The organism is Agromyces sp. MMS24-K17 (assembly GCF_043950245.1).
Taxonomy (GTDB): Bacteria; Actinomycetota; Actinomycetes; order Actinomycetales; family Microbacteriaceae; genus Agromyces.
In genome coordinates, this window is record NZ_CP171640.1 from 2,747,234 (window position 1) to 2,767,363 (window position 20,130).

A 20,130-nucleotide genomic window follows, 5' to 3' on the forward strand; every position below is an offset into this window, starting at 1 on the left:
GTCTGACGACGAAGATCGACTTGCCGCCGCGTCGCGGCGGCGGCATCGCGCGAAGGAGAAGGCAATCGTGTCTGCAGTGAACAGTTTCGGGGCGAAGGACACGCTCCACGTCGGCGAGAAGGCGTACGAGATCTTCCGGGTCGACACCGTCGCCGGCTACGAGAAGCTGCCGTTCAGCCTGAAGGTCCTCCTCGAGAACCTCCTCCGCACCGAGGACGGTGCGAACGTCACGAAGGAGCAGATCGAGGCGCTCGGCTCGTGGGTGCCCACGGCCGAGCCCGACACCGAGATCCAGTTCTCCCCGGCGCGCGTCGTCATGCAGGACTTCACCGGCGTGCCCTGCATCGTCGACCTCGCCACCATGCGCGAGGCGGTCTCCTCGCTCGGCGGCGACCCGAACAAGATCAACCCGCTCGCCCCGGCCGAGATGGTCATCGACCACTCCGTCATCGCCGACCTCTTCGGCACCGAGAACGCCCTCGAGCGCAACGTCGAGATCGAGTACGAGCGCAACGGCGAGCGCTACCAGTTCCTCCGCTGGGGCCAGACCGCCTTCGACGACTTCAAGGTCGTCCCGCCGGGCACCGGCATCGTCCACCAGGTCAACATCGAGTACCTGGCCAAGGTCACCTACACCCGCGAGGTCGACGGCGTGCTGCGCGCCTACCCCGACACCTGCGTCGGCACCGACTCGCACACCACCATGGTCAACGGCCTCGGCGTCCTCGGCTGGGGCGTCGGCGGCATCGAGGCCGAGGCGGCCATGCTCGGCCAGCCCGTGTCGATGCTCATCCCCAAGGTCGTCGGCTTCAAGCTCTCCGGCTCGATCCCGACCGGCGTCACCGCGACCGACGTCGTGCTCACGATCACCGACATGCTCCGCAAGCACGGCGTCGTCGGCAAGTTCGTCGAGTTCTACGGCTCGGGCGTGGCATCCGTGCCGCTCGCGAACCGCGCGACCATCGGCAACATGAGCCCCGAGTTCGGCTCGACCGCCGCGATCTTCCCGATCGACGACGTCACGCTCGACTACCTGCGCCTCACCGGCCGCAGCGAGGAGCAGATCGCCCTCGTCGAGGCCTACTCGAAGGCGCAGACCCTCTGGCACGACGCCGACAACGAGCCGTCGTTCTCCGAGTACCTGGAGCTCGACCTCTCGACGGTCGTGCCCTCGATCGCCGGCCCGAAGCGCCCGCAGGACCGCATCGTCCTGACCGACGCGAAGGACCAGTTCGAGCGCGACCTGGTGAACTACGCCGACATCGACCACGACCTCGTCGACCTGACGATCTCCGAGTCGTTCCCGGCCTCCGACCCGCCCGGGCTCACCCCGGAGGACGAGCAGAGCCACCACGAGCACCACCACCACTCGCACGCGCCGAAGACCGTGTCGAAGCCGACCCGTGTCGTCGAGGCCGACGGCACGTCGTACACGCTCGACCACGGCGCGGTCACGATCGCGGCGATCACGTCGTGCACGAACACGTCGAACCCCTCGGTCATGCTCGCGGCGGGCCTCCTCGCCCGCAACGCCGTGAAGAAGGGCCTCAAGGCCAAGCCGTGGGTGAAGACCACCCTCGCCCCCGGGTCGAAGGTCGTCACCGAGTACTACGAGAAGGCCGGCCTCACGCAGGACCTCGAGGACCTCGGCTTCTACACGGTCGGCTACGGCTGCACCACCTGCATCGGCAACTCGGGCCCGCTCATCGAGGAGGTCTCGAGCGCGGTCCAGCAGAACGACCTCGCCGTGACCGCGGTGCTCTCGGGCAACCGCAACTTCGAGGGCCGTATCAACCCCGACGTGAAGATGAACTACCTCGCGAGCCCGCCGCTCGTGATCGCGTACTCGCTCGCCGGCTCGATGAACTTCGACTTCGAGGTCGACCCGCTGGGCACCGACCAGGACGGCAACGACGTCTTCCTCAAGGACATCTGGCCCGACGCGGCCGAGGTGCAGAAGACGATCGACGAGTCGATCAACGAGGACATGTTCACGACCCAGTACGCGGGCGTGTTCGACGGCGACGACCGCTGGCGCAACCTGCCGACGCCGACCGGCGCGACCTTCGAGTGGGACGGCGAGTCGACGTACGTCCGCAAGCCCCCGTACTTCGACGGCATGACGCTCGAGACCACCCCGGTCAGCGACATCGCCGGTGCCCGCGTGCTCGCCAAGCTCGGCGATTCGGTCACCACCGACCACATCTCGCCGGCCGGTTCGATCAAGGCCGACAGCCCCGCAGGCCAGTACCTGACCGAGCACGGCGTGGAGCGCAAGGACTTCAACTCGTACGGCTCGCGCCGTGGCAACCACGAGGTGATGATCCGCGGCACGTTCGCGAACATCCGCCTGAAGAACCAGCTCCTCGACGGCGTCGAGGGCGGCTACACGCGCGACTTCACCCAGGCCGACGGCCCGCAGTCGTTCATCTACGACGCGTCGACGAACTACCAGGCCGCGGGCATCCCGCTGGTGATCTTCGGCGGCAAGGAGTACGGCTCGGGCTCGAGCCGCGACTGGGCCGCGAAGGGCACCAACCTCCTCGGCGTGAAGGCCGTGATCACCGAGAGCTTCGAGCGCATCCACCGCTCGAACCTCATCGGCATGGGCGTCGTCCCGCTGCAGTTCCCGGCCGGCGAGTCGGCCGACTCGCTCGGCCTCGACGGCACCGAGGTCGTCTCGATCACGGGCATCGAGCAGCTGAACGAGGGCGTCACGCCCAAGACGGTTCGCGTCGTCGCCGCCCCCAGCGAGCACTCGCCGGCCGGCAAGGAGACGATCGAGTTCGACGCGGTCGTCCGCATCGACACGCCCGGTGAGGCCGACTACTACCGCAACGGCGGCATCCTGCAGTACGTGCTGCGTTCGCTGGTCTGATCGGCGTCCGATCCCAGATCGGCAGACGAGGCCGGGTCCGATGGGCCCGGCCTCGTCGCATGCCGGTCGCGTAGACTCGTTGGATGCTCCCGTCGGGGCATCGGAAAGGCGGTGGAGATGACCCTCCTCGAGACGATCTCCGGTCCCCGCGACCTGGACGCGCTCACGAGGGAGCAGCTCGACCAACTGGCGGAGGAGATCCGCGAGTACCTCGTGCGCAACGTCGCGAAGACCGGCGGGCACCTCGGCCCGAACCTCGGCGTCGTCGAGATGACCATCGCCATCCACCGGGTGTTCCAGTCGCCGAAGGACGCGATCGTCTTCGACACCGGGCACCAGTCGTACGTGCACAAGCTGCTCACGGGCCGGCAGGACTTCTCGCAGCTGCGGCAGACCGGCGGGCTCGCCGGGTACCCGCAGCGGTCGGAGTCCGAGCACGACATCGTCGAGAGCTCGCATGCATCGAGTTCCCTCTCGTGGGCCGACGGCATCTCGAAGGCGTTCGAGATGACCGGGCAGCGCGACCGCCACGTGATCGCCGTCGTCGGCGACGGCGCGCTCACCGGTGGCATGACGTGGGAGGCGCTGAACAACATCTCCGACGACAACACGCGCAACCTCATCATCGTCGTCAACGACAACGGGCGCTCGTACGCGCCGACGATCGGCGGCATGGCCAGGTTCCTGAGCTCCGTGCGGACGAACAGCCGGTACCGCAACCTGCACCTCTCCTCGAGCCGCGCGTTCGACAAGCTCGGCCGGCCCGCCCGGGCGATCTACCAGGGCGTCCGCGGCGGCCTGCACGGCTTCCTGTCGCGCGTCAGCGGCAACGAGGCGCTGTACTCGAACCTCGACATCAAGTACGTGGGCCCGGTCGACGGGCACGACGAGCACGCGATGGAGTCGGCGCTCCGCCAGGCGAAGCACTACGGCGCTCCGGTGATCGTGCACGCGATCACGGAGAAGGGCCGCGGGTACGAGCCGGCGCTGCGCGATGTCGCCGACCAGTTCCACGCCGTCGGGCAGATCGACCCGGAGACGGGGGAGTCGCTCGAGACAGCCGGGGCGAAGTCGTGGACGGGGGTGTTCGCCGACTCGCTGGTCGAGCTGGCCGAGTCGAACGAGCGGCTCGTCGGCATCACCGCGGCGATGCTGCGCCCGACGGGCCTGCACCGCATGGCGGAGCGATTCCCGAACCGGGTGTTCGACGTCGGCATCGCCGAGCAGCACGCGGTGACGAGCGCGGCGGGCCTCGCCTTCGGCGGGCTCCACCCGGTCGTCGCGGTGTACGCGACGTTCATGAACCGCGCGTTCGACCAGGTGCTGATGGATGTCGCGCTCCACCGCGCGGGCGTCACGTTCGTGCTCGACCGGGCCGGCGTGACCGGGCCCGACGGGCCGAGCCACCACGGCGTCTGGGACCTCTCGATCCTCCAGGTCGTGCCCGGTATCCGCATTGCGGCTCCACGCGACTCGGTGCGGCTGACCGAGGAGCTCGGTGAAGCCGTTCGGGTCGAGCATGCACCGACGGTGCTCCGGTTCCCGAAGGGAGCGGTCGGCACCGAGTACGCCGCGGAGCGGCGCACGTCGGACGGCGTCGACGTCCTGCGCGAGTCCGACCGGAAGGACGTGCTCATCGTCACCGTCGGGCCGATGGCCGGGCTCGGGCTCGACGTCGCCGGACGCCTCGAGGCGCAGGGGATCGGCGCGACCGTCGTCGACCCGCGCTGGGTGGTGCCGGTGCCCCGCAGCGTCGTCGACCTGTCGGCCGAGTACCGCATCGTGGTCAGCCTGGAGGACGGGATCCGCGTCGGCGGCATCGGCACGCGCATCCGCCAGGACCTGCGCGAGGCCGACGTCGACACGGCCGTGACCGAGATCGGCCTGCCCGACGAGTTCCTCGACCACGGCTCCCGCGGCGACATCCTCGAGCGCGTCGGCCTGACCGCGCAGCAGATCGCGCAGGATGTCACGGCCATGGTGCTCGGCACGAAGCTGCCGCACGCCCGCGGCGCCTCCGACGAGACCGGCGCGCAGCCGGTGATCCTCCCGGCGAAGAAGTAGGGACGGCCGGCGGCGGCGCGGACCGCGCCCCGCCCACCGGCGCGCACACGAGGAAGGGCCCCGACCGGATCGGTCGGGGCCCTTCGTCGGTCCGTGCGCTACGCGCCCACGCCGCGGATGGGCGGGTGGTGGAACGTGTCCCCGAACACGCGCTCGGACGCGCCGACGCGGTCGAGGTACGGGGTGGCACCGCCGGCCTGGAACGGCCAGCCCGCGCCGAGGATGAGGCAGAGGTCGATGTCCTCTGCGGCGGCGACGACCTGCTCGTCGAGCATGAGCTTGATCTCGCCGGCGAGCTCGTCCTCCACACGCCGGAGGATCGTCGCGGCGTCGACGGGCGTCTTGCCGACCGTGATCGCCTTCTTCGCCTCCTTGGTGAGGTCGGTGACCTTGCCGTGCTTGTCCTTCTCGACCACCGGGCCGCCGAGCTTCGCGAGCGCGTGCAGGTTGTCCGACGAGTAGAAGCGCTCGGGGAACTCCCGCACCATCGTGTCCTGCACGTGCGCGGCGACGGCCCAGCCGACCAGGTCGATGAGCTCGAACGGGCCCATCGGCAGGCCGATCGGCGCGAGCGCCTGCTCGACGACCGGCACCGGAGTGCCTTCGTCGACGGCACGCGCGGCCTCGCCCATGACCTTCGCCAGCAGGCGGTTCACGACGAAGCCCGGGGCGTCGGCCGTGAGCACGGCCGACTTCTTCAGCTTCGCGGCGACCGCGAACGCGGTGGCGAGCGTCTCGTCGTCGGTCGCGGGTGCCTTCACGATCTCCAGCAGCGGCATGACCGCGACCGGGTTGAAGAAGTGGAAGCCGACCACCCGCTCGGGGTGCGCCAGCTTCGCGCCGATCTGCTCGACCGAGAGCGACGAGGTGTTCGTCGCGAGGATCGCGGTGTCGGCCAGGTGCGGCTCCACCTCGGCGAAGACCTGCTGCTTGACGGCGAGATCCTCGAAGACGGCCTCGATGACCCAGTCGCAGTCCGCGAAGTCGGCCTTGTCGGTCGTGCCCGAGACCAGGGCGCGCAGGCGGTTGGCCTCGTCGGCGTCGATGCGGCCCTTCTGCTCGAGCGTGCCGATCTCGTCGACGATGTACGCGAGTCCCTTGTCGACGCGCGCCTGGTCGAGGTCGGTGATGACCACCGGAACCTGCAGGCGGCGCACGAAGAGCAGCGCGAACTGGCTCGCCATGAGCCCGGCGCCGATGATGCCGACCTTCGTGACCTTCCGGGCGAGCGACTTGTCGGGCGCACCGGCGGGGCGCTTCGCGCGCTTCTGCACGAGGTCGAACGCGTAGATCGACGCGCGGAACTGGTCGCCGGCGACGAGGTCGGCGAGCGCCTCGTCCTCCCGGGCGAACGCGTCGGCCCTGGTTCCGCCCTTGGCGGCCTTCAGCAGGTCGAGGGCGACGTACGGCGACTTCGCGGTCGTGCCGATCTTGCCCTCGAGGGCCTTGCGGGCGATGCCGATCGCGATGTCCCACTTGGCGAGCTTCTCGAGCTTGCCCGGAACGTTCGGGCGGTTGACGTCGACCTTGCCGCCCAGCACGCCGTCGGCCCACTTCAGCGAGTCCTCGAGGAAGTTCACCGGCGGGAACATGACGTCGGCGATGCCGAGGTCGAGGGCGTCCTTCGCCTTCAGCATGCGGTTCGTCTTGAGGGGGTTCTCGACGACGACCTTGAGGGCGTTCTCGATGCCGATGAGGTTCGGCAGCAGGTACGCGCCGCCCCAGGCGGGCACGATGCCGAGGAACACCTCGGGGAGGGCGATCGCCGGCGCCGAGGCATCCACCGTGCGGTAGTCGCTGTTCAGCGCGATCTCGAGGCCGCCGCCGAGGGCGAGGCCGTTGATGAACGTGAACGTCGGCACCCCGAGCTCGCCCAGCTTGCCGAACACGAAGTGCCCGAGCTGGCCCATGCGCAGCGCCGCCTCGCGGCTGGGGATCTCGCCGACCTTCGAGAGGTCGGCGCCCGCCGCGAGGAAGTACGGCTTGCCGGTGATCGCGACGCCGGCGATCTCGCCGGCGGCGGCGCGCACCTTCAGCTCGTCCAGGCGGTCGGCGAGTTCGAGCAGCGTGACCGGTCCGAGGGTGGACGGGCGCGTGTGGTCGCGTCCGTTGTCGAGGGTGATGAGCGCGAGCGTCCGGCCTGACGGCAGGCGGATGTCCCGCACGTAGGAGTGCGTCACCACCTCGTCGTCCGCGAACGCGGCCGTCAGCTCGGAGAAGTCGATCTTCGAGTAGTCGGTCATGTGGTTCAGCGACCCTTTCCGTAGCGCTTGTGGTGCGGGTTCTCCCAGATGACGCTGCCGCCCTGGCCGAGGCCGACGCACATCGCGGTCAGGCCGTAGCGCACCTCGGGGTGCTGCTCGAACTGGCGGGCGAGCTGGATCATGAGGCGCACGCCCGAGGCGGCGAGCGGGTGCCCGATCGCGATCGCGCCGCCCCACGGGTTCACCCGGGGGTCGTCGTCGTCGATGCCGAAGTGGTCGAGGAGGCTCAGCACCTGCACGGCGAACGCCTCGTTGAGCTCGAAGAGCCCGATGTCGTCGATCGTGAGGCCGGCGCGCTTCAGCGCCTTCTCGGTCGAGGGGATCGGGCCGATGCCCATCACCTCGGGCTCGACGCCGGCGAAGCCGAAGCTCACCATGCGCATCTTCACCGACAGGCCGAGCTCCTTCGCGGCGTCCGCGCTGGCGAGGATCGCGGCGGTGGCGCCGTCGGTGAGCGGCGAGGCGTTGCCCGCGCTGACGCGCCCGTGCGGGCGGAACGGCGTCTTCAGCGTCGCGAGCCCCTCCATGGTCGTCTCGGGGCGGCGGCCCTCGTCTTCCGTCGCGAGGCCCCAGCCGGTCTCGGTGCGGATGGCGACCGGCACGAGGTCGGGCTGGAGGTGCCCGGCGTCGTACGCCGCCTGCACCTTCTGCTGGCTGCGCATGCCGAACCGGTCGCTGCGCTCCTTCGTCAGGAACGGGAAGCGGTCGTGGAGGCGCTCGGCGGTGTTGCCCATGTTGAGCGCGTCGGCGGCGACGAGCTTCTCGGTGAGGAACCGCGGGTTCGGGTCGGCGTCGAGGCCCATCGGGTGGCGGCCCATGTGCTCGACGCCGCCCGCGATGACGACGTCGTACTGGCCGAAGCCGATGCCGGCGCCGGTCGTCGTGACGGCGGTCATCGCGCCGGCGCACATGCGGTCGATCGCGAATCCGGGCACGGTCATCGGCAGGCCGGCGAGGATCGCCGCGGTGCGACCGAGCGTGAGCCCCTGGTCGCCCTGCTGGGTGGTCGCCGCGATCGCGACGTCGTCGACGCGATCCTTCGGCAGGTTCGGGTTGCGTTCGAGCAGTCCGGTGATGGCCTTGACCGCGAGGTCATCGGCCCTGGTGTTCCAGTACATGCCCTTTTCGCCGGCACGTCCGAACGGAGTGCGGACTCCATCGACGAACACGACGTCAGCTCGTTCAGCCACGCTGCAGCTTCCTTTCGGTCAGGAATGGCTCCAGCCTAGGAAGCCCTGGATCGGGCGTGGAATCGGTAGGCGGGTTCCTACGAATCGGTCGCGGTCGCGTCTTCGACGGTTTGTGACGCCGCGACAAAGGCGTCGGCGATGATCTGTGCGGTTGCGTCAAGCTGCCAGGCTCGCACGCCCAAGTCGGCGAGGGCCTCGCGGATGCCCCGCTCCGAGGTGTCGGCCGGGGGCTTCCACGCCACCCGGCGCAGGCTGTCGGGCGAGAGCAGGTTCTCGACGGGCATGCCGAGCCGTTCGGCGACGTCGGCGACGCCCTGTTTCGCGAGCTTCAGGCGGGCGTCGGCCTCGGGCTGGCGTGCCGCCCAGGCGCGCGGCGGCGGGGGAGCGTCGCTCGGGACCCGGGTCGCGGGCAGGTCGGCGTCGGCGAGGCCGGCCTCGACGGCCGCCCACCAGCGATCGAGCTCGCTGCGGCTGGCGCGACCGGTGAACTCGCGCAGGTCGGCGAGCGCGCGGCGCGTACCCGGCAGGGTGCGCGCCGCGGCGATGATGGATGCGTCGGGCACGAGCCGTCCCGGTGCGGTGTCGAGCTCGACGGCACGGGCATCCCGAGCCTGCCAGAGCGCCCGCGCGACGGCGAGGTTGCGGCCCGAGCGCAGCGCGTGGATGCCGGACAGCCGCCGCCACGGCTCGGCCGCCGCGGGCTTCGCCTCCCGATGGAGCACGGCGTCGAACTCCTGCTCGGCGAGGTCGGCCTTGCCGCTGTCGCCCAGGCGTTCGGCGAGCCCGTCGCGCACGTCGACGAGCAGCTCCACGTCGAGCGCGGCGTACTTGAGCCACGGCTGGGGGAGCGGGCGCGTCGACCAGTCGGCGGCGGAGTGCTCCTTCGCGAGCTTGATGCCGAGGAGCTCCTCGACGACCGCCGCGAGGCCGACCCGGGGCATCCCGAGCAGCCGTGCCGCGAGCTCGGTGTCGAAGATGCGCGACGGGTCGAGGCCGACCTCGCGCAGGCACGCGAGATCCTGGCTGGCGGCGTGCAGCACCCACTCGTCAGCGCTGATCGCGTCCTCGAGGGGTGAGAAGTCGGAGATCGCCGGCGGGTCGAAGAGGAAGGTGCCCGAGTCCCGTCGGTACATCTGGATGAGGTACGCGCGCTGCGAGTAGCGGAACCCGCTCGCCCGTTCGGCGTCGACCGCGATCGGCCCCCGGCCCGCGGCGAGACGCCCGACCGCGTCGGCGAATTCCTCGTCCGTCGCGATCACGTGGAATTCATCCACGATTCCTCCGTCTCGGTAGGTTCGCCACCCCTTCGGACCGGGGCGGCAGCCCCGCGAGCATGCACAGGAGCTCGCTCCAGCCTTCCACATGCGCGCGGATGTCGGCGTCGAGCGGACTCCACGACGCCCGCAGCTCGATCATGGCGCCGTCGCCCTGCGACGCGAGCTCCCCGTAACCGGTGGAGAGGATCTTCGTCGCGGTGCCCGACGCGGCCATGTACCGTGCCCCGCGCGAGTCGAGCGCGTCGACGAGCCACGACCACGCCACGTCGGCGACGAACGGGTCGAGTCCGATGTCGGTCTCGAGCGGTGCCTGCGCGAAGCACACCACCCGGAACCGCCCGCCCCACGCCTCCTGGCCGTCGGGGTCGTACAGCAGCACGAACCGGCCGGTGCCGAGGTCGGAGTCGTCGGCATGACGACCGGGCGAGACATCCGCGGCGAGTGCGCTCGCGAACGGCGCGAGCGAGGCGGGCGCCGGGAACTCCTCGATGCGCAGTTCGGCACGCGGAGCGGCCTGCCGCATCGACTCGACGGCGGCTTCGAACTCTCGTGGCGTGGGGGTCGCTCGGTCCGGCACGAGTGCAGACTAGAGTCTGAGCGCGGGCGCGGGCGGGCGGCACGCCGGATCGCACGGACCGCGCCGGACGAGGAAACGGGAGGGTCGTCGGATGCCACGTCGGAGCGGGCTCGGAACGGTCGTGGGGGCCCTCGCGCTCATCACCGCGGGGGGCGCCGCCGTCGCCGTGTCGATGGCGGCGGTCGTCGCGGTCGTGATGGCGCGCCGCGTCGTGACCCCGGTCGGCGCCCGCGACGAGGACCTCCGCATCCTCGCCGTCGACCTCGCAGCGGGCGAGATCGTGCTCGAGTCGAGCCCCGAGGCCGACATGGCCGGTCGCTACGGGCTGTGGTTCGAGCACGAGAGCGGACATGCGCGGCTCGGCGACATCCGCTCGCATGACGGGCGCGTCGTGCGCCGCGACATCACGGGCGTCGACTTCGGGCGCCTCGACCGTGCCCGCCGCGGCCGCATCGACGGCTGGCTGCACCTCGGGCCGTGGGAGCTCAGCCAGCCCTACCGCAACGTGGTCGTCGACACCCCGCTCGGCCCGGCTCCCGCCTGGTTCGTGCCGGCCGACGGCGACGGCGAACGCTGGGTGATCCAGGTCCACGGTCGCGGCGCGAAGCGCCAGGAGGGGCTCCGCGCGGTGGCCCCCGCGTACGACGCGGGCTGGAACACGCTCCTCGTCAGCTACCGCAACGACGGCGAGGCGCCCGACAGCGCCGACCGTCGCTACGGCCTGGGCGGCACCGAGTGGGAGGACGTCATCGCTGCCGTCCGGTACGCCCGCGAGCAGGGTGCGACCCGCATCGTGCTCATGGGGTGGTCGATGGGCGGGGCGATCACGCTCCAGGCCGTGCTCCGGTCGGAGGAGGTGCGCGAGGCCCTCGTCGGCGTCGTCCTCGAATCCCCGGCGATCGACTGGGCCGACATCCTCCGATTCCAGGGCAGTGCGATGGGCCTGCCCGACCAGCTCGGCGACGTCGTGACCAACGTGCTGTCGGGGCCGCTCGCGGTCGGCCTCACCGGCCTGGCCGCCCCCATCGACCTCGCCGCGCTCGACGTCGTCGCGCGCGCGGAGGAGCTGGAGGTGCCGATCCTCCTCCTGCACAGCGAGGACGACGGGTTCGTGCCGATCGACGGCTCGCGCCGGCTCGCGCAGGCGCGCCCCGACCTCGTCGAGTTCGAGGTGTTCGAGGGGGCGCGGCACACCAAGCTGTGGAACCACGACCCCGAGCGCTGGACGGGACTGATCGGCGGATGGCTCGAGCGGCGCAGCGCCGATCGGCCGGGCGTCGACGCCGAGCAGGCCGACGTCGTCGGCTGACCGCGCGCTCCGGCGTCGGCGTCGGCGGCCTCAGGCCGCGGCGCGCTCGGCGACCTGGCGCTTGACCCGGGCGAGCATGCCCGTCATGCCCCGCACGCGCAGCGGCGAGACCGCCTGCGCGAGCCCGAGCGACTGCGGGTAGTCGCCGGGGACGTCGAGCACCTCCTGCACGGTCAGGCCGTCGAGTCCCTGCGCGAGGATCGAGGCGAAGCCGCGGGTCGTGGGCGACTCCGCCGGCGCCGTCGCGTACACGTGCACCCGGCCGTCGCGCACCTCGACGAAGAGGAACACGGGGGACTGGCACTCCTCGACCCGCTCGAACAGGTCGGGGTGGTCCCGGTAGCGCTCCGGGAGCTCGGGCAGCTCGTTCGAGAACTCCAGCAGCAACTGGAGGCGATTGCGCACCTCCAGCTCGAGGAACTCCTCGCGGATCTCGGCGAGCGGTGCGGGCAGCGACGTGTCATCCATCGCCGACGATTCTCCCACCTCCGGACGGGCGGCGGCCCGGCGGCTCAGCGCGCCGGGACCTCGCCGCGCTCGGTGCCCGTCACGATGGGCACGCGCACGGCGCTGCCCCACTCCGTCCACGAGCCGTCGTAGTTGCGCACGCGGTCGAAGCCGAGGAGGTGGGTCAGCACGAACCAGGTGTGGCTCGAGCGCTCGCCGATCCTGCAGTACGCGACGATCTCGTCGCCGTCCCGGAGTCCGACCTCGTCGCGGTAGATGGCGTCGAGCTCGGCGCGCGACTTGAAGGTGCCGTCGGCGGCCGCGGCGCGCGCCCAGGGCACGGATGCCGCGGACGGGATGTGCCCGGCCCGCAGGGCGCCCTCCTCGGGGTAGGCGGGCGCCGTGGTGCGCTCACCGCTGTACTCCTCGGGGGAGCGGACGTCGACGAGCGGGTTGCCGAGGTGGGCGAGCACGTCCTCCTTGAAGGCCCGGATCGCGACGTCGTCGCGCTCGACCACCGGGTACTCCACCGGCGTGATCGCCGGGGCGTCGGTGGTGATCGGCCGCCCCTCGGCGATCCACAGGTCACGGCCGCCGTCGAGGAGGCGCACGTCCTCGTGGCCGAACAGCGTGAACACCCACAGGGCGTAGGCGGCCCACCAGTTGTTCTTGTCGCCGTAGATCACGACGGTGGTGTCGCGGGCGATGCCGCGCGACGCCAGGAGCGCGGCGAACTGCTCGCCGTCGAGGTAGTCGCGCACCACCGGGTCGTTGAGGTCGGTGTGCCAGTCGATCTTCACCGCGCCGGGGATGTGGCCCGTCTCGTAGAGCAGGACGTCCTCGTCGGATTCGACGACGACCAGGCCCGGCTGCCCGAGGTGCTCGGCGAGCCACTCGGTGCTCACCAGGCGTTCGGGGTGCGCGTACTCGGCGAACTTGGCGGTGACGTCGGTCTCGACGGACATGCATGCTCCTCGCAACGGACCCGGGGATCGCCCGGGGAACGGGATGAAACGGGCGGACTAGGCTGGTGAACCGACCCATTTCCGAATCTACGCGGCACCCACGGTGAAGTCAGCGGAGCCGTCATCCGGTGCAATACGGGAGCCCACCCCACCATGACCTCCTCCACGACCGCCGGCATCGTCTCGATCGTCGATCGCAACCCGACGATCACCGGGACCGAGATCGCCGGCGAGCTCACGCCGCCCCCGCAGTTCGAGCACGCGTCGTTCGAGTCGTACCGGCCCGACCCCGACTTCCCGTCGCAGCAGGCCGCGCTCGACCGGCTGAACGAGTTCGCCGGCGCGTGGCGGGCCGCGCAGCGACCGGGCGGCTTCTTCTCCCGCCGCCGCCCGGCGCGGATCGAACTGCCTGGCGTGTACCTCGACGGCGGCTTCGGCGTCGGCAAGACCCACCTGTTGGCGGCGCTCTGGCACGTCGCCCACGGCCCGAAGTACTTCGGCACGTTCATCGAGTACACCGCCCTCGTCGGGGCGCTCGGCTACGCGAACGCCGTGGAGCTGCTGCGCGGGGCCAAGCTCATCTGCATCGACGAGTTCGAGCTCGACGATCCCGGCGACACCATGCTGATGACCCGCTTCCTCGGCGAGCTCATGGCGAGCGGCACGCGGGTGGCCGCGACCTCGAACACGCCGCCGAACGCGCTCGGCGAGGGACGGTTCGCTGCGGCGGACTTCCTCCGCGAGATCCACGCGCTCTCGTCGAACTTCGAGACCCTGCGCATCGACGGGCTCGACTACCGCCGCCGCGACACCGACGGCCACGCGGCATCCGTCGACGACGAGGCCGCCGGCAACACGGCCCGCGCGCTCGCCGCGAACGGCCACGTCGTCGCGCTCGACGACTTCGACGCGCTGATCGCCCACCTCGCGACGGTCCACCCGTCGAAGTACGTCAAGCTCATCGACGGCGTCGAGGTGATCGCGCTGCGAGGCGTGCACGAGCTGAACGACCAGAACGCGGCGCTCCGGCTCGTCGCGTTCATCGACCGCGTCTACGACGCCGAGATCCCGATCGTCGCGGGCGGCCTCGGACTCGACCAGGTGTTCGACGCGGAGATGCTCGCGGGCGGCTACCGGAAGAAGTACCTCCGCGCCATGTCGCGGATGATCGCGTTGACGACGGGCGAACTGCCGCCCCACGACTGACCGTCGCGAGACGGCGGATTCACACGCGATCGGATGCCCCGCGAAACACGGTGTTTACGCGCTCCCGAATCACGTAACGGCCGCGAAACATCCGCCGCTCCATCCCGAAACGTCTGCTCAGGAAACTTGTGGCGACCTGCCCCCCACATGATTCCTGAGAGAGGTTCGAGATGGATCAAGGCAACACCGCGTTCATCCTGATCGCGGCAGCCCTCGTGTTGCTGATGACACCTGGACTGGCGTTCTTCTACGGCGGCCTCGTGAAGGCCAAGAGCGTGATCAGCATGATGATGCTGAGCTTCGGCGCACTTGGCCTCATCGGCGTGCTGTGGGTCGTCTACGGCTACGCGATCGCGTTCCCCGGCTCCGAGGGCCTCATCGCCCCGTGGTCGATCGACTGGTCGGCGATCGGGCTCGAGAGCCTGCTCGAGGTGCCGGACGGTGCGGCCTACCCGCCGCTCGCCTTCGTCGCGTTCCAGGCGACCTTCGCGATCCTCACCGTCGCGCTCGTGTCGGGCGCCATCGCGGACCGCGCGAAGTTCGGCGCGTGGATGGTCTTCGCGGCCATCTGGGCGACGGTCGTCTACTTCCCGGTCGCGAGCTGGGTGTTCAACTTCGGCCTCGCCGATGACGGCTCGTTCGCCTACGGCGGCTGGATCACGTACGGCATGCAGGAGTTCTTCGGCGTCGGCGCGATCGACTTCGCCGGCGGCACCGCGGTGCACATCAACGCCGGTGCGGCGGCCCTCGCCCTCGCCCTGGTCCTCGGCAAGCGCGTCGGCTTCTCGAAGGGCGCGCACGTGCCCCACAACCCGCCGTTCGTGCTCCTCGGTGCCGGCCTCCTCTGGTTCGGCTGGTTCGGCTTCAACGCCGGTTCGGAGCTCGCCGCCGACGGCACCGCCGCGGTCGCGTTCGTCAACACCATCGCCGCTCCCGCCGCCGCGCTCCTCGCCTGGCTCCTCGTCGAGAAGATCAAGGACGGCAAGCCGACCTCCGTCGGCGCCGCCTCGGGCGCCGTCGCCGGCCTCGTCGCGATCACCCCGGCCTGCGCCGCGCTCACCCCGATCTGGGCGATCGTGCTCGGCCTCGTCGCCGGTGCGGTCTGCGCCCTCGCGATCGACCTGAAGTTCAAGTGGGGCTTCGACGACTCGCTCGACGTCGTGGGCATCCACCTCGTCGGCGGCCTCATCGGCACGCTCTACCTGGGCTTCTTCGCCAACGGCACCGGCCTCATCTACAGCGGCAACCTCACGCAGCTGCTGGTCCAGGCGATCGCCGCCGTCGCGGTCCTGGCCTACTCCTTCACCCTCGCGTACGTCATCGGCCTGGTCATCCAGAAGACGATCGGCTTCCGCGTGAAGAACGAGGACGAGCTGGCCGGCATCGACACCGTCGTGCACGGCGAGAAGGGCTACGAGCTCGAGACCGTCTGACCGGACGGATCCACCGCGAGGGCGGTGGGGTAGTGTGCGGGTGTGTCAGGCACCAGCCGCTTCCTCACCGCCCTCCGGCGCGTCATCCGGCCGAAGCAGCCGGCCGAGGATGCACCGCGCGGTGGCCGGCGCGGGCTGCGTGCGGAGTTCCCGGGACGCAGCGGCGAGGATGCCACGGTCCAGCTGGACCCGGCGCTGGTGCGGCACGTCCGGCTCGTGTACGAGCCGGCGACGGACGGTGATCCCGATCCCGGCGAGGTCGTCTGGACCTGGGTGCCCTACGAGGAGCGCGACGGCCGCGGCAAGGATCGCCCGGTCGCCGTCGTCGCGACCGACGGCAAGGGCGACTTCCTCGCCGTGGAGCTGACGAGCAAGCCGCACGACGGCGACGGTGATTTCCTGCCGCTCGGCGCGGGGGCGTGGGATGCCTCGGGACGGCCGAGCTGGGCGCGCCTCGACCGCCTGTTCCGCGTTCGGACGGGCGGCATGCGACGCGAGGCCGCAGCGCTCGGGCCCGAGCACTTCGCGATGCTCTCGGCGGCGCTGCGCGCGCGGTACGACTGGGACTGAACGACGAAGGCCCCGGCGGATGCCGGGGCCTTCGTGATGGTGGGCGATGCCGGGCTCGAACCGACGACCTCTTCCGTGTGAAGGAAGCGCGCTACCAGCTGCGCCAATCGCCCATCAGGGTTTCGGCCGCTCGAAGCGGCCGCGATGTCGATACTAGCCGACGGATGGGGTGGAATGCACATCGAGCGCCGCGGTGCCCTCGAGGGGGGTCGGGCGGGTCCGCGCCGACGTCCCTGCGAAGGCCCGGCGAGGGCTCCGGGTGCCTCGACACGCCCGGGAATCCGCGATGGAAACCGAACGTGACCGGCTGGAAAACGGTCGGCGACCCGCTCGGTTTGTGATTCGCCGCGAACATCGGTTAGAGTCTCTACGTCGCCAAGCACGGCGACAACGCGGATGTGGCGCAGTGGTAGCGCATCACCTTGCCAAGGTGAGGGTCGCGAGTTCGAATCTCGTCATCCGCTCTGATCAGATGGGGCGCAAGCCCCATTCTGTTCGTTTGGTGGTGAACCCAGCAACGGTGGATTGGCCGAGAGGCGAGGCAGCGGCCTGCAAAGCCGTATACACGGGTTCGAATCCCGTATCCACCTCGAGGAGTGCAAGCTCACAACTCGACACGGGCGATTGGCGCAGCGGTAGCGCGCTTCCCTGACACGGAAGAGGTCACTGGTTCGATCCCAGTATCGCCCACCACGAGACGAAGGCCCCGGCGGAAGCCGGGGCCTTCGTCGTTTCGCGGGTGCGGGCTCGCCGGCCGCCTCAGAGGTTCGCGGGCTCGAACACCGGCGGCGGGACGCGGAGCGCGGTCTGGAACCAGCGCCACGGCGCGCCCCCGGTCTGCTGCAGCGCGATCGACATCTCGGCGGTCGCGGGCAGCCCCACGACCGTGGCCGTCACCGTGAACGCGCGATCCGATCCATGGATGCGCACGCTTCCCGGTGCGACGAGCGTGCCGGGCGCGCCGCCCGCGATCGAGAACGCGGTCTCGTCGCCGAGCGTCTGCACGGTGAACGAGAAGATGAACGTACCGACGCCGGTCGAACCGTAGCCGCTCGCCTGGAAGTGATGGGCGACGGCAGCGCGGCCGTCGGTGGTCCTGGTCATGTCGAACGCGGCGAACGGGCCGAGCACGATCGGCGGGAGCACGTCGGTCTGCACGATGGTCGGGTCGACGAGCGTGGTGTTGGTCCGTGCTCGGCCGATGAGGTGGCCCGGCTGGAGCACTTCGAAGGGCTGGTTCCAGATGGGCGGGATCGTGAGACGCGCGGCGCGGACCTGCTCGGCCCATTCGGAGGGGTCGATGTCGGGGGCGAACGTGGCCGGGTCGGGTGTGCGGATCCGCTCCACCGAACCTGAGGATTCGTCGATCTCGTTCATAGGCGCATCGTATGCCCGGGGCCGGGCCTGCCGCCATGACCGGTCCCGCTGCCCTGCCCCGGACGGGGAATTGACTTGCAGTCAGCAATCGCCGATGCTGTGCAGGCCCGTCCGAATTGTCACGCTGGAGTGCCGATGAACCCGATCCGACGCCCTATCGTCGCGGTCAGCACCACCCTCGTCCTGGTCGTCGTCCAGGCGATCCTCGATCCGACCGGGTTGCTCGCCCTCGTCGGGTGGACCGGGGCCGTGCCCCGGTTCGACGTCGGTCCCTGGCCGTTCGCGGCCTATGCGGTGTTCCTGCCCGTGCTGCTCGCCGTCGTGTGGTGGGTCGCCGCTCGGGCGGGCGATCGCTACTGGACCCTGGTGCCCGGCATCGTGCTCGCCGTGCTCCTCGCGCAGGCCGCCGCGTGCGTCGTGATGACGTGGGACCTCGCCGTCGCCGGTCGGGCGGCCGGATACGTGACCGCGAAGGCCGTGCCCGCAGCCCTCCTCGTCGCGGCGACCACGCGGTGGTTCGGCGGCCCCACCACGCGGACGAGGCTCGAGTCCGGATCGACCTGGCCGGCGGCCGCGGTGCTCGCGCTCGCGGCGCCGCTCCTGACCGGCCTGTGGTGGACGGGTGCGGCGTACGCCCCCGGCGTGCCGGTCGCCCGGTTCGACCACGGCGTCGTCCCGGTGCTGGTGGCGGTCGCGATGATCGCCGGCCTCGCCGCCCTGTCCCTGCGCTGGATGCGTGCGCGGGTGCCCGGGGTGCTCGGCGGATGGCTCGCCGCGGTCGTCGCGGGCGGCATGGCGGGCCTCGTGCAGGCGCTCGTCGCGGGGGTCGTCGACGGCGGGTTCGCCGGCGACATCTGGCCGGTGATGGCCGCCTACGTGGCCGTCGCCGACGGCCTGGCGTTCGGCGCCTGCGTCGGCTGGCTCGCCGGCATCACGGCGGTGGTCGTCGATCGGTTCGGCGCCGGGCGCGCCGCGCGGGTGGCGAAGCCGGCGGTCGTCGCCGCGGCCGTCGTCGCCGTGGCGCTGGCGGTGGTCGTCGCGCGGCCCGTCGACGCTGTCGCGGTGGTCGACCCGGCCGCGTCCGGGGTCGACGGCGAGGCATCCGCCCCGCCCGGATTCCTGCGCGCCGAGGGCGACCGGATCGTCGACGGCCGGGGCAACCAGGTGCTCCTCCGCGGCGTGAACGTGAACCAGCTCGTCGACTTCTACCGGCCCCGCGACGACGTCGACGCGACGCGCCCGCTCACCGAGGACGACTTCGAGGGCATCGCGGCACAGGGGTTCGACGTCGTGCGGCTCAACCTGTCGTGGTCGGCGCTCGAGCCCGAACGCGGGACCCTCGACGGCGACTACCTCGCGCGCATCGAGGACGCCGTCGCCTGGGCGGGACGGCACGACCTGTACGTCGTGCTCGACCTGCACCAGGACTCCTGGTGGAACGGGCCGACGCCCGAGGGCACCGCCTGCCGCCCGGGAACCGACCCGATGTGGGGCTACGACGGCGCTCCGGAGTGGGCGACGATCACCGACGGCGCGCCGCGCTGCCAGTTCAACGGCCGCGACATCTCGCCGGCCGGCAACCGCGCGTTCCAGCACTTCTACTTCGACACCGACGGCGTGCAGACCGCCCTCGTCGAGACGTGGGGGCGCCTCGCCGAGGTGTTCCGCGACGAGCAGGCGGTCGCCGGCTTCGACCTCATGAACGAGCCCGGGTTCGGCGAGACCGCGCCGGTGACGACCTCCCACCTGCTCGGCCGCTTCTACGACCGGGCGATCGACGAGATCCGCGCGGCGGGCGCCCCGCAGATCGTGTTCGTCGAGCCGAGCATCCTGTGGTCGGGCCTCGGCTTCGACAGCGGCCCGGCGGTCGGGTTCACGGATGACCCGAACATCGTGTTCTCGCCGCACCTCTACGCCGAGTCCCTCACGATGGACCGTGCGCTCGGCATCCCGCCGATCGTGGGGATGGAGCGCCAGTTCACGCTCGCGCAGCGCGTCGCCGCCGAGTACGGCGCCCCGCTGTGGTCGGGCGAGATCGGCTACTGGGGCGACGAGGCAGACGTCGAGGCGCGTCTCGCGCGCTACGCCGTCGCCGAGGACGCGCACGTGCTCGGCAGCGCCTACTGGGTCTGGAAGCAAGCGTGCGGCGACCCGCAGAACGGCATCGGCGACTTCGGCAACGGCCTCATGATGCAGGACTGCGCCACCGGCGGCGACGCTCCGCCCAAGGACGACCTGCTCGCGATCCTCGGGCGAGCCTACCCGCGGTCGGCGCCCGGCACGGTGACGGAGCTCGCGGCCGACGGCGCCACCGTCTCGTTCACCGGCCTCGCCGGCGAGGGGTGCGGACTCGAGGTCTGGATCCCGGGCGCGGCGGAGCCGGCCGTGGAGGCCACGGGGGTCGGCGACCTCGACGTGGCGCGGGTATCCGGTGGGTGGATCGCGACCGGGTGCGTCGACGGGGACTACGCCTTCGCGACGCGAGAGGCGGACTCGCCGCGACCGTGACCCGTTCGGGGCATTGTCGCGCGGTTGCGTGAGGGCTAGCCTGCCGCCGAAGACGCGCGATGCTG

The 20,130-nt window shown here is 71.0% G+C and carries 14 protein-coding genes and 4 tRNA genes; 10 read left to right on the forward strand and 8 right to left on the reverse strand.

Going from position 1 to position 20,130, the window contains the following annotated elements:
• Nucleotides 1-67 precede the first annotated feature (67 nt).
• Nucleotides 68-2,878, forward strand: coding sequence for an aconitate hydratase (locus tag ACGGZK_RS12535; RefSeq protein ID WP_395242980.1), 2,811 nt, complete (start codon nt 68-70; stop codon nt 2,876-2,878).
• Nucleotides 2,879-2,995: 117 nt separating this feature from the next.
• Nucleotides 2,996-4,942: a 1-deoxy-D-xylulose-5-phosphate synthase gene (dxs, locus tag ACGGZK_RS12540; RefSeq protein WP_395242981.1), complete on the forward strand. Its 1,947-nt coding sequence runs from the start codon at nt 2,996-2,998 to the stop codon at nt 4,940-4,942.
• A gap of 98 nt (nt 4,943-5,040) precedes the next feature.
• On the opposite strand, the gene ACGGZK_RS12545 is transcribed toward dxs, so the two are convergent.
• The 4 genes from ACGGZK_RS12545 to ACGGZK_RS12560 form a co-directional block, all read right to left on the reverse strand.
• Nucleotides 5,041-7,185 (reverse strand): 3-hydroxyacyl-CoA dehydrogenase NAD-binding domain-containing protein, encoded by a 2,145-nt coding sequence (locus ACGGZK_RS12545; protein WP_395242982.1) that lies wholly within the window; start codon nt 7,183-7,185, stop codon nt 5,041-5,043.
• Nucleotides 7,186-7,190: 5 nt separating this feature from the next.
• Complete coding sequence (locus ACGGZK_RS12550; RefSeq protein ID WP_395242983.1) at nt 7,191-8,396, reverse strand: thiolase family protein; 1,206 nt, start codon at nt 8,394-8,396, stop codon at nt 7,191-7,193.
• 77 nt (nt 8,397-8,473) lie between these two features.
• Complete coding sequence (locus ACGGZK_RS12555; RefSeq protein ID WP_395242984.1) at nt 8,474-9,670, reverse strand: ribonuclease D; 1,197 nt, start codon at nt 9,668-9,670, stop codon at nt 8,474-8,476.
• The gene (locus tag ACGGZK_RS12560) at nt 9,663-10,196 is read right to left on the reverse strand and encodes a DUF3000 domain-containing protein (protein ID WP_395246081.1); all 534 of its coding nucleotides are present in this window, start codon (nt 10,194-10,196) and stop codon (nt 9,663-9,665) included. Before ACGGZK_RS12560 ends, ACGGZK_RS12555 begins: the two co-directional genes overlap by 8 nt.
• Before the next feature lie 145 nt (nt 10,197-10,341).
• On the opposite strand from ACGGZK_RS12560, the gene ACGGZK_RS12565 reads away from it, so the two are divergent.
• Complete coding sequence (locus ACGGZK_RS12565) at nt 10,342-11,559, forward strand: alpha/beta hydrolase family protein (protein WP_395242985.1); 1,218 nt, start codon at nt 10,342-10,344, stop codon at nt 11,557-11,559.
• Nucleotides 11,560-11,589: 30 nt separating this feature from the next.
• Here the strand turns inward: ACGGZK_RS12565 and ACGGZK_RS12570 are convergent, their stop codons facing one another.
• Nucleotides 11,590-12,027: a SufE family protein gene (locus ACGGZK_RS12570; RefSeq protein WP_395242986.1), complete on the reverse strand. Its 438-nt coding sequence runs from the start codon at nt 12,025-12,027 to the stop codon at nt 11,590-11,592.
• A gap of 44 nt (nt 12,028-12,071) precedes the next feature.
• A complete protein-coding gene (locus ACGGZK_RS12575; protein ID WP_395242987.1) occupies nt 12,072-12,971 on the reverse strand; it encodes a sulfurtransferase in 900 nt (299 codons plus the stop codon).
• A gap of 153 nt (nt 12,972-13,124) precedes the next feature.
• Between ACGGZK_RS12575 and zapE the strand changes: the two genes are divergently transcribed.
• The 3 genes from zapE (at nt 13,125) to ACGGZK_RS12590 (ending at nt 16,180) form a co-directional block, all read left to right on the forward strand.
• Entirely contained in the window at nt 13,125-14,177 is a 1,053-nt protein-coding gene (gene zapE / locus ACGGZK_RS12580) for a cell division protein ZapE (RefSeq protein ID WP_395242988.1), read from the forward strand.
• A 170-nt stretch (nt 14,178-14,347) separates the two neighbouring features.
• Entirely contained in the window at nt 14,348-15,610 is a 1,263-nt protein-coding gene (locus ACGGZK_RS12585; RefSeq protein WP_395242989.1) for an ammonium transporter, read from the forward strand.
• A gap of 42 nt (nt 15,611-15,652) precedes the next feature.
• Nucleotides 15,653-16,180, forward strand: coding sequence for a type II toxin-antitoxin system PemK/MazF family toxin (locus ACGGZK_RS12590; protein ID WP_395242990.1), 528 nt, complete (start codon nt 15,653-15,655; stop codon nt 16,178-16,180).
• A gap of 37 nt (nt 16,181-16,217) precedes the next feature.
• Here ACGGZK_RS12590 and ACGGZK_RS12595 read toward each other — a convergent pair.
• A tRNA-Val gene (locus tag ACGGZK_RS12595) sits at nt 16,218-16,293 on the reverse strand.
• Between the two features lie 279 nt (nt 16,294-16,572).
• On the opposite strand from ACGGZK_RS12595, the gene ACGGZK_RS12600 reads away from it, so the two are divergent.
• From ACGGZK_RS12600 to ACGGZK_RS12610, 3 genes are all read left to right on the forward strand, one after another.
• Nucleotides 16,573-16,644 (forward strand) — tRNA-Gly (locus ACGGZK_RS12600).
• Nucleotides 16,645-16,699: 55 nt separating this feature from the next.
• A tRNA-Cys gene (locus tag ACGGZK_RS12605) sits at nt 16,700-16,770 on the forward strand.
• A gap of 28 nt (nt 16,771-16,798) precedes the next feature.
• Nucleotides 16,799-16,873 (forward strand) — tRNA-Val (locus tag ACGGZK_RS12610).
• A gap of 66 nt (nt 16,874-16,939) precedes the next feature.
• On the opposite strand, the gene ACGGZK_RS12615 is transcribed toward ACGGZK_RS12610, so the two are convergent.
• Nucleotides 16,940-17,557, reverse strand: a complete 618-nt coding sequence (locus ACGGZK_RS12615) for a hypothetical protein (protein ID WP_395242991.1) — start codon at nt 17,555-17,557, stop codon at nt 16,940-16,942.
• 135 nt (nt 17,558-17,692) lie between these two features.
• On the opposite strand from ACGGZK_RS12615, the gene ACGGZK_RS12620 reads away from it, so the two are divergent.
• Nucleotides 17,693-20,065: a glycoside hydrolase family 5 protein gene (locus ACGGZK_RS12620; protein WP_395242992.1), complete on the forward strand. Its 2,373-nt coding sequence runs from the start codon at nt 17,693-17,695 to the stop codon at nt 20,063-20,065.
• Nucleotides 20,066-20,130: the final 65 nt, after the last annotated feature.

Coding starts and splice junctions, on each gene's coding strand:
- ACGGZK_RS12585 (WP_395242989.1), top strand. CDS start 14,348: ATGGATCAAGGCAACACCGCGTTCATCCTGATCGCGGCAGCCCTCGTG.
- ACGGZK_RS12615 (WP_395242991.1), bottom strand. CDS start 17,557: ATGAACGAGATCGACGAATCCTCAGGTTCGGTGGAGCGGATCCGCACA.
- ACGGZK_RS12560 (WP_395246081.1), bottom strand. CDS start 10,196: ATGCGGCAGGCCGCTCCGCGTGCCGAACTGCGCATCGAGGAGTTCCCG.
- ACGGZK_RS12545 (WP_395242982.1), bottom strand. CDS start 7,185: ATGACCGACTACTCGAAGATCGACTTCTCCGAGCTGACGGCCGCGTTC.
- ACGGZK_RS12620 (WP_395242992.1), top strand. CDS start 17,693: ATGAACCCGATCCGACGCCCTATCGTCGCGGTCAGCACCACCCTCGTC.
- dxs (WP_395242981.1), top strand. CDS start 2,996: ATGACCCTCCTCGAGACGATCTCCGGTCCCCGCGACCTGGACGCGCTC.
- ACGGZK_RS12575 (WP_395242987.1), bottom strand. CDS start 12,971: ATGTCCGTCGAGACCGACGTCACCGCCAAGTTCGCCGAGTACGCGCAC.
- ACGGZK_RS12570 (WP_395242986.1), bottom strand. CDS start 12,027: ATGGATGACACGTCGCTGCCCGCACCGCTCGCCGAGATCCGCGAGGAG.
- zapE (WP_395242988.1), top strand. CDS start 13,125: ATGACCTCCTCCACGACCGCCGGCATCGTCTCGATCGTCGATCGCAAC.
- ACGGZK_RS12565 (WP_395242985.1), top strand. CDS start 10,342: ATGCCACGTCGGAGCGGGCTCGGAACGGTCGTGGGGGCCCTCGCGCTC.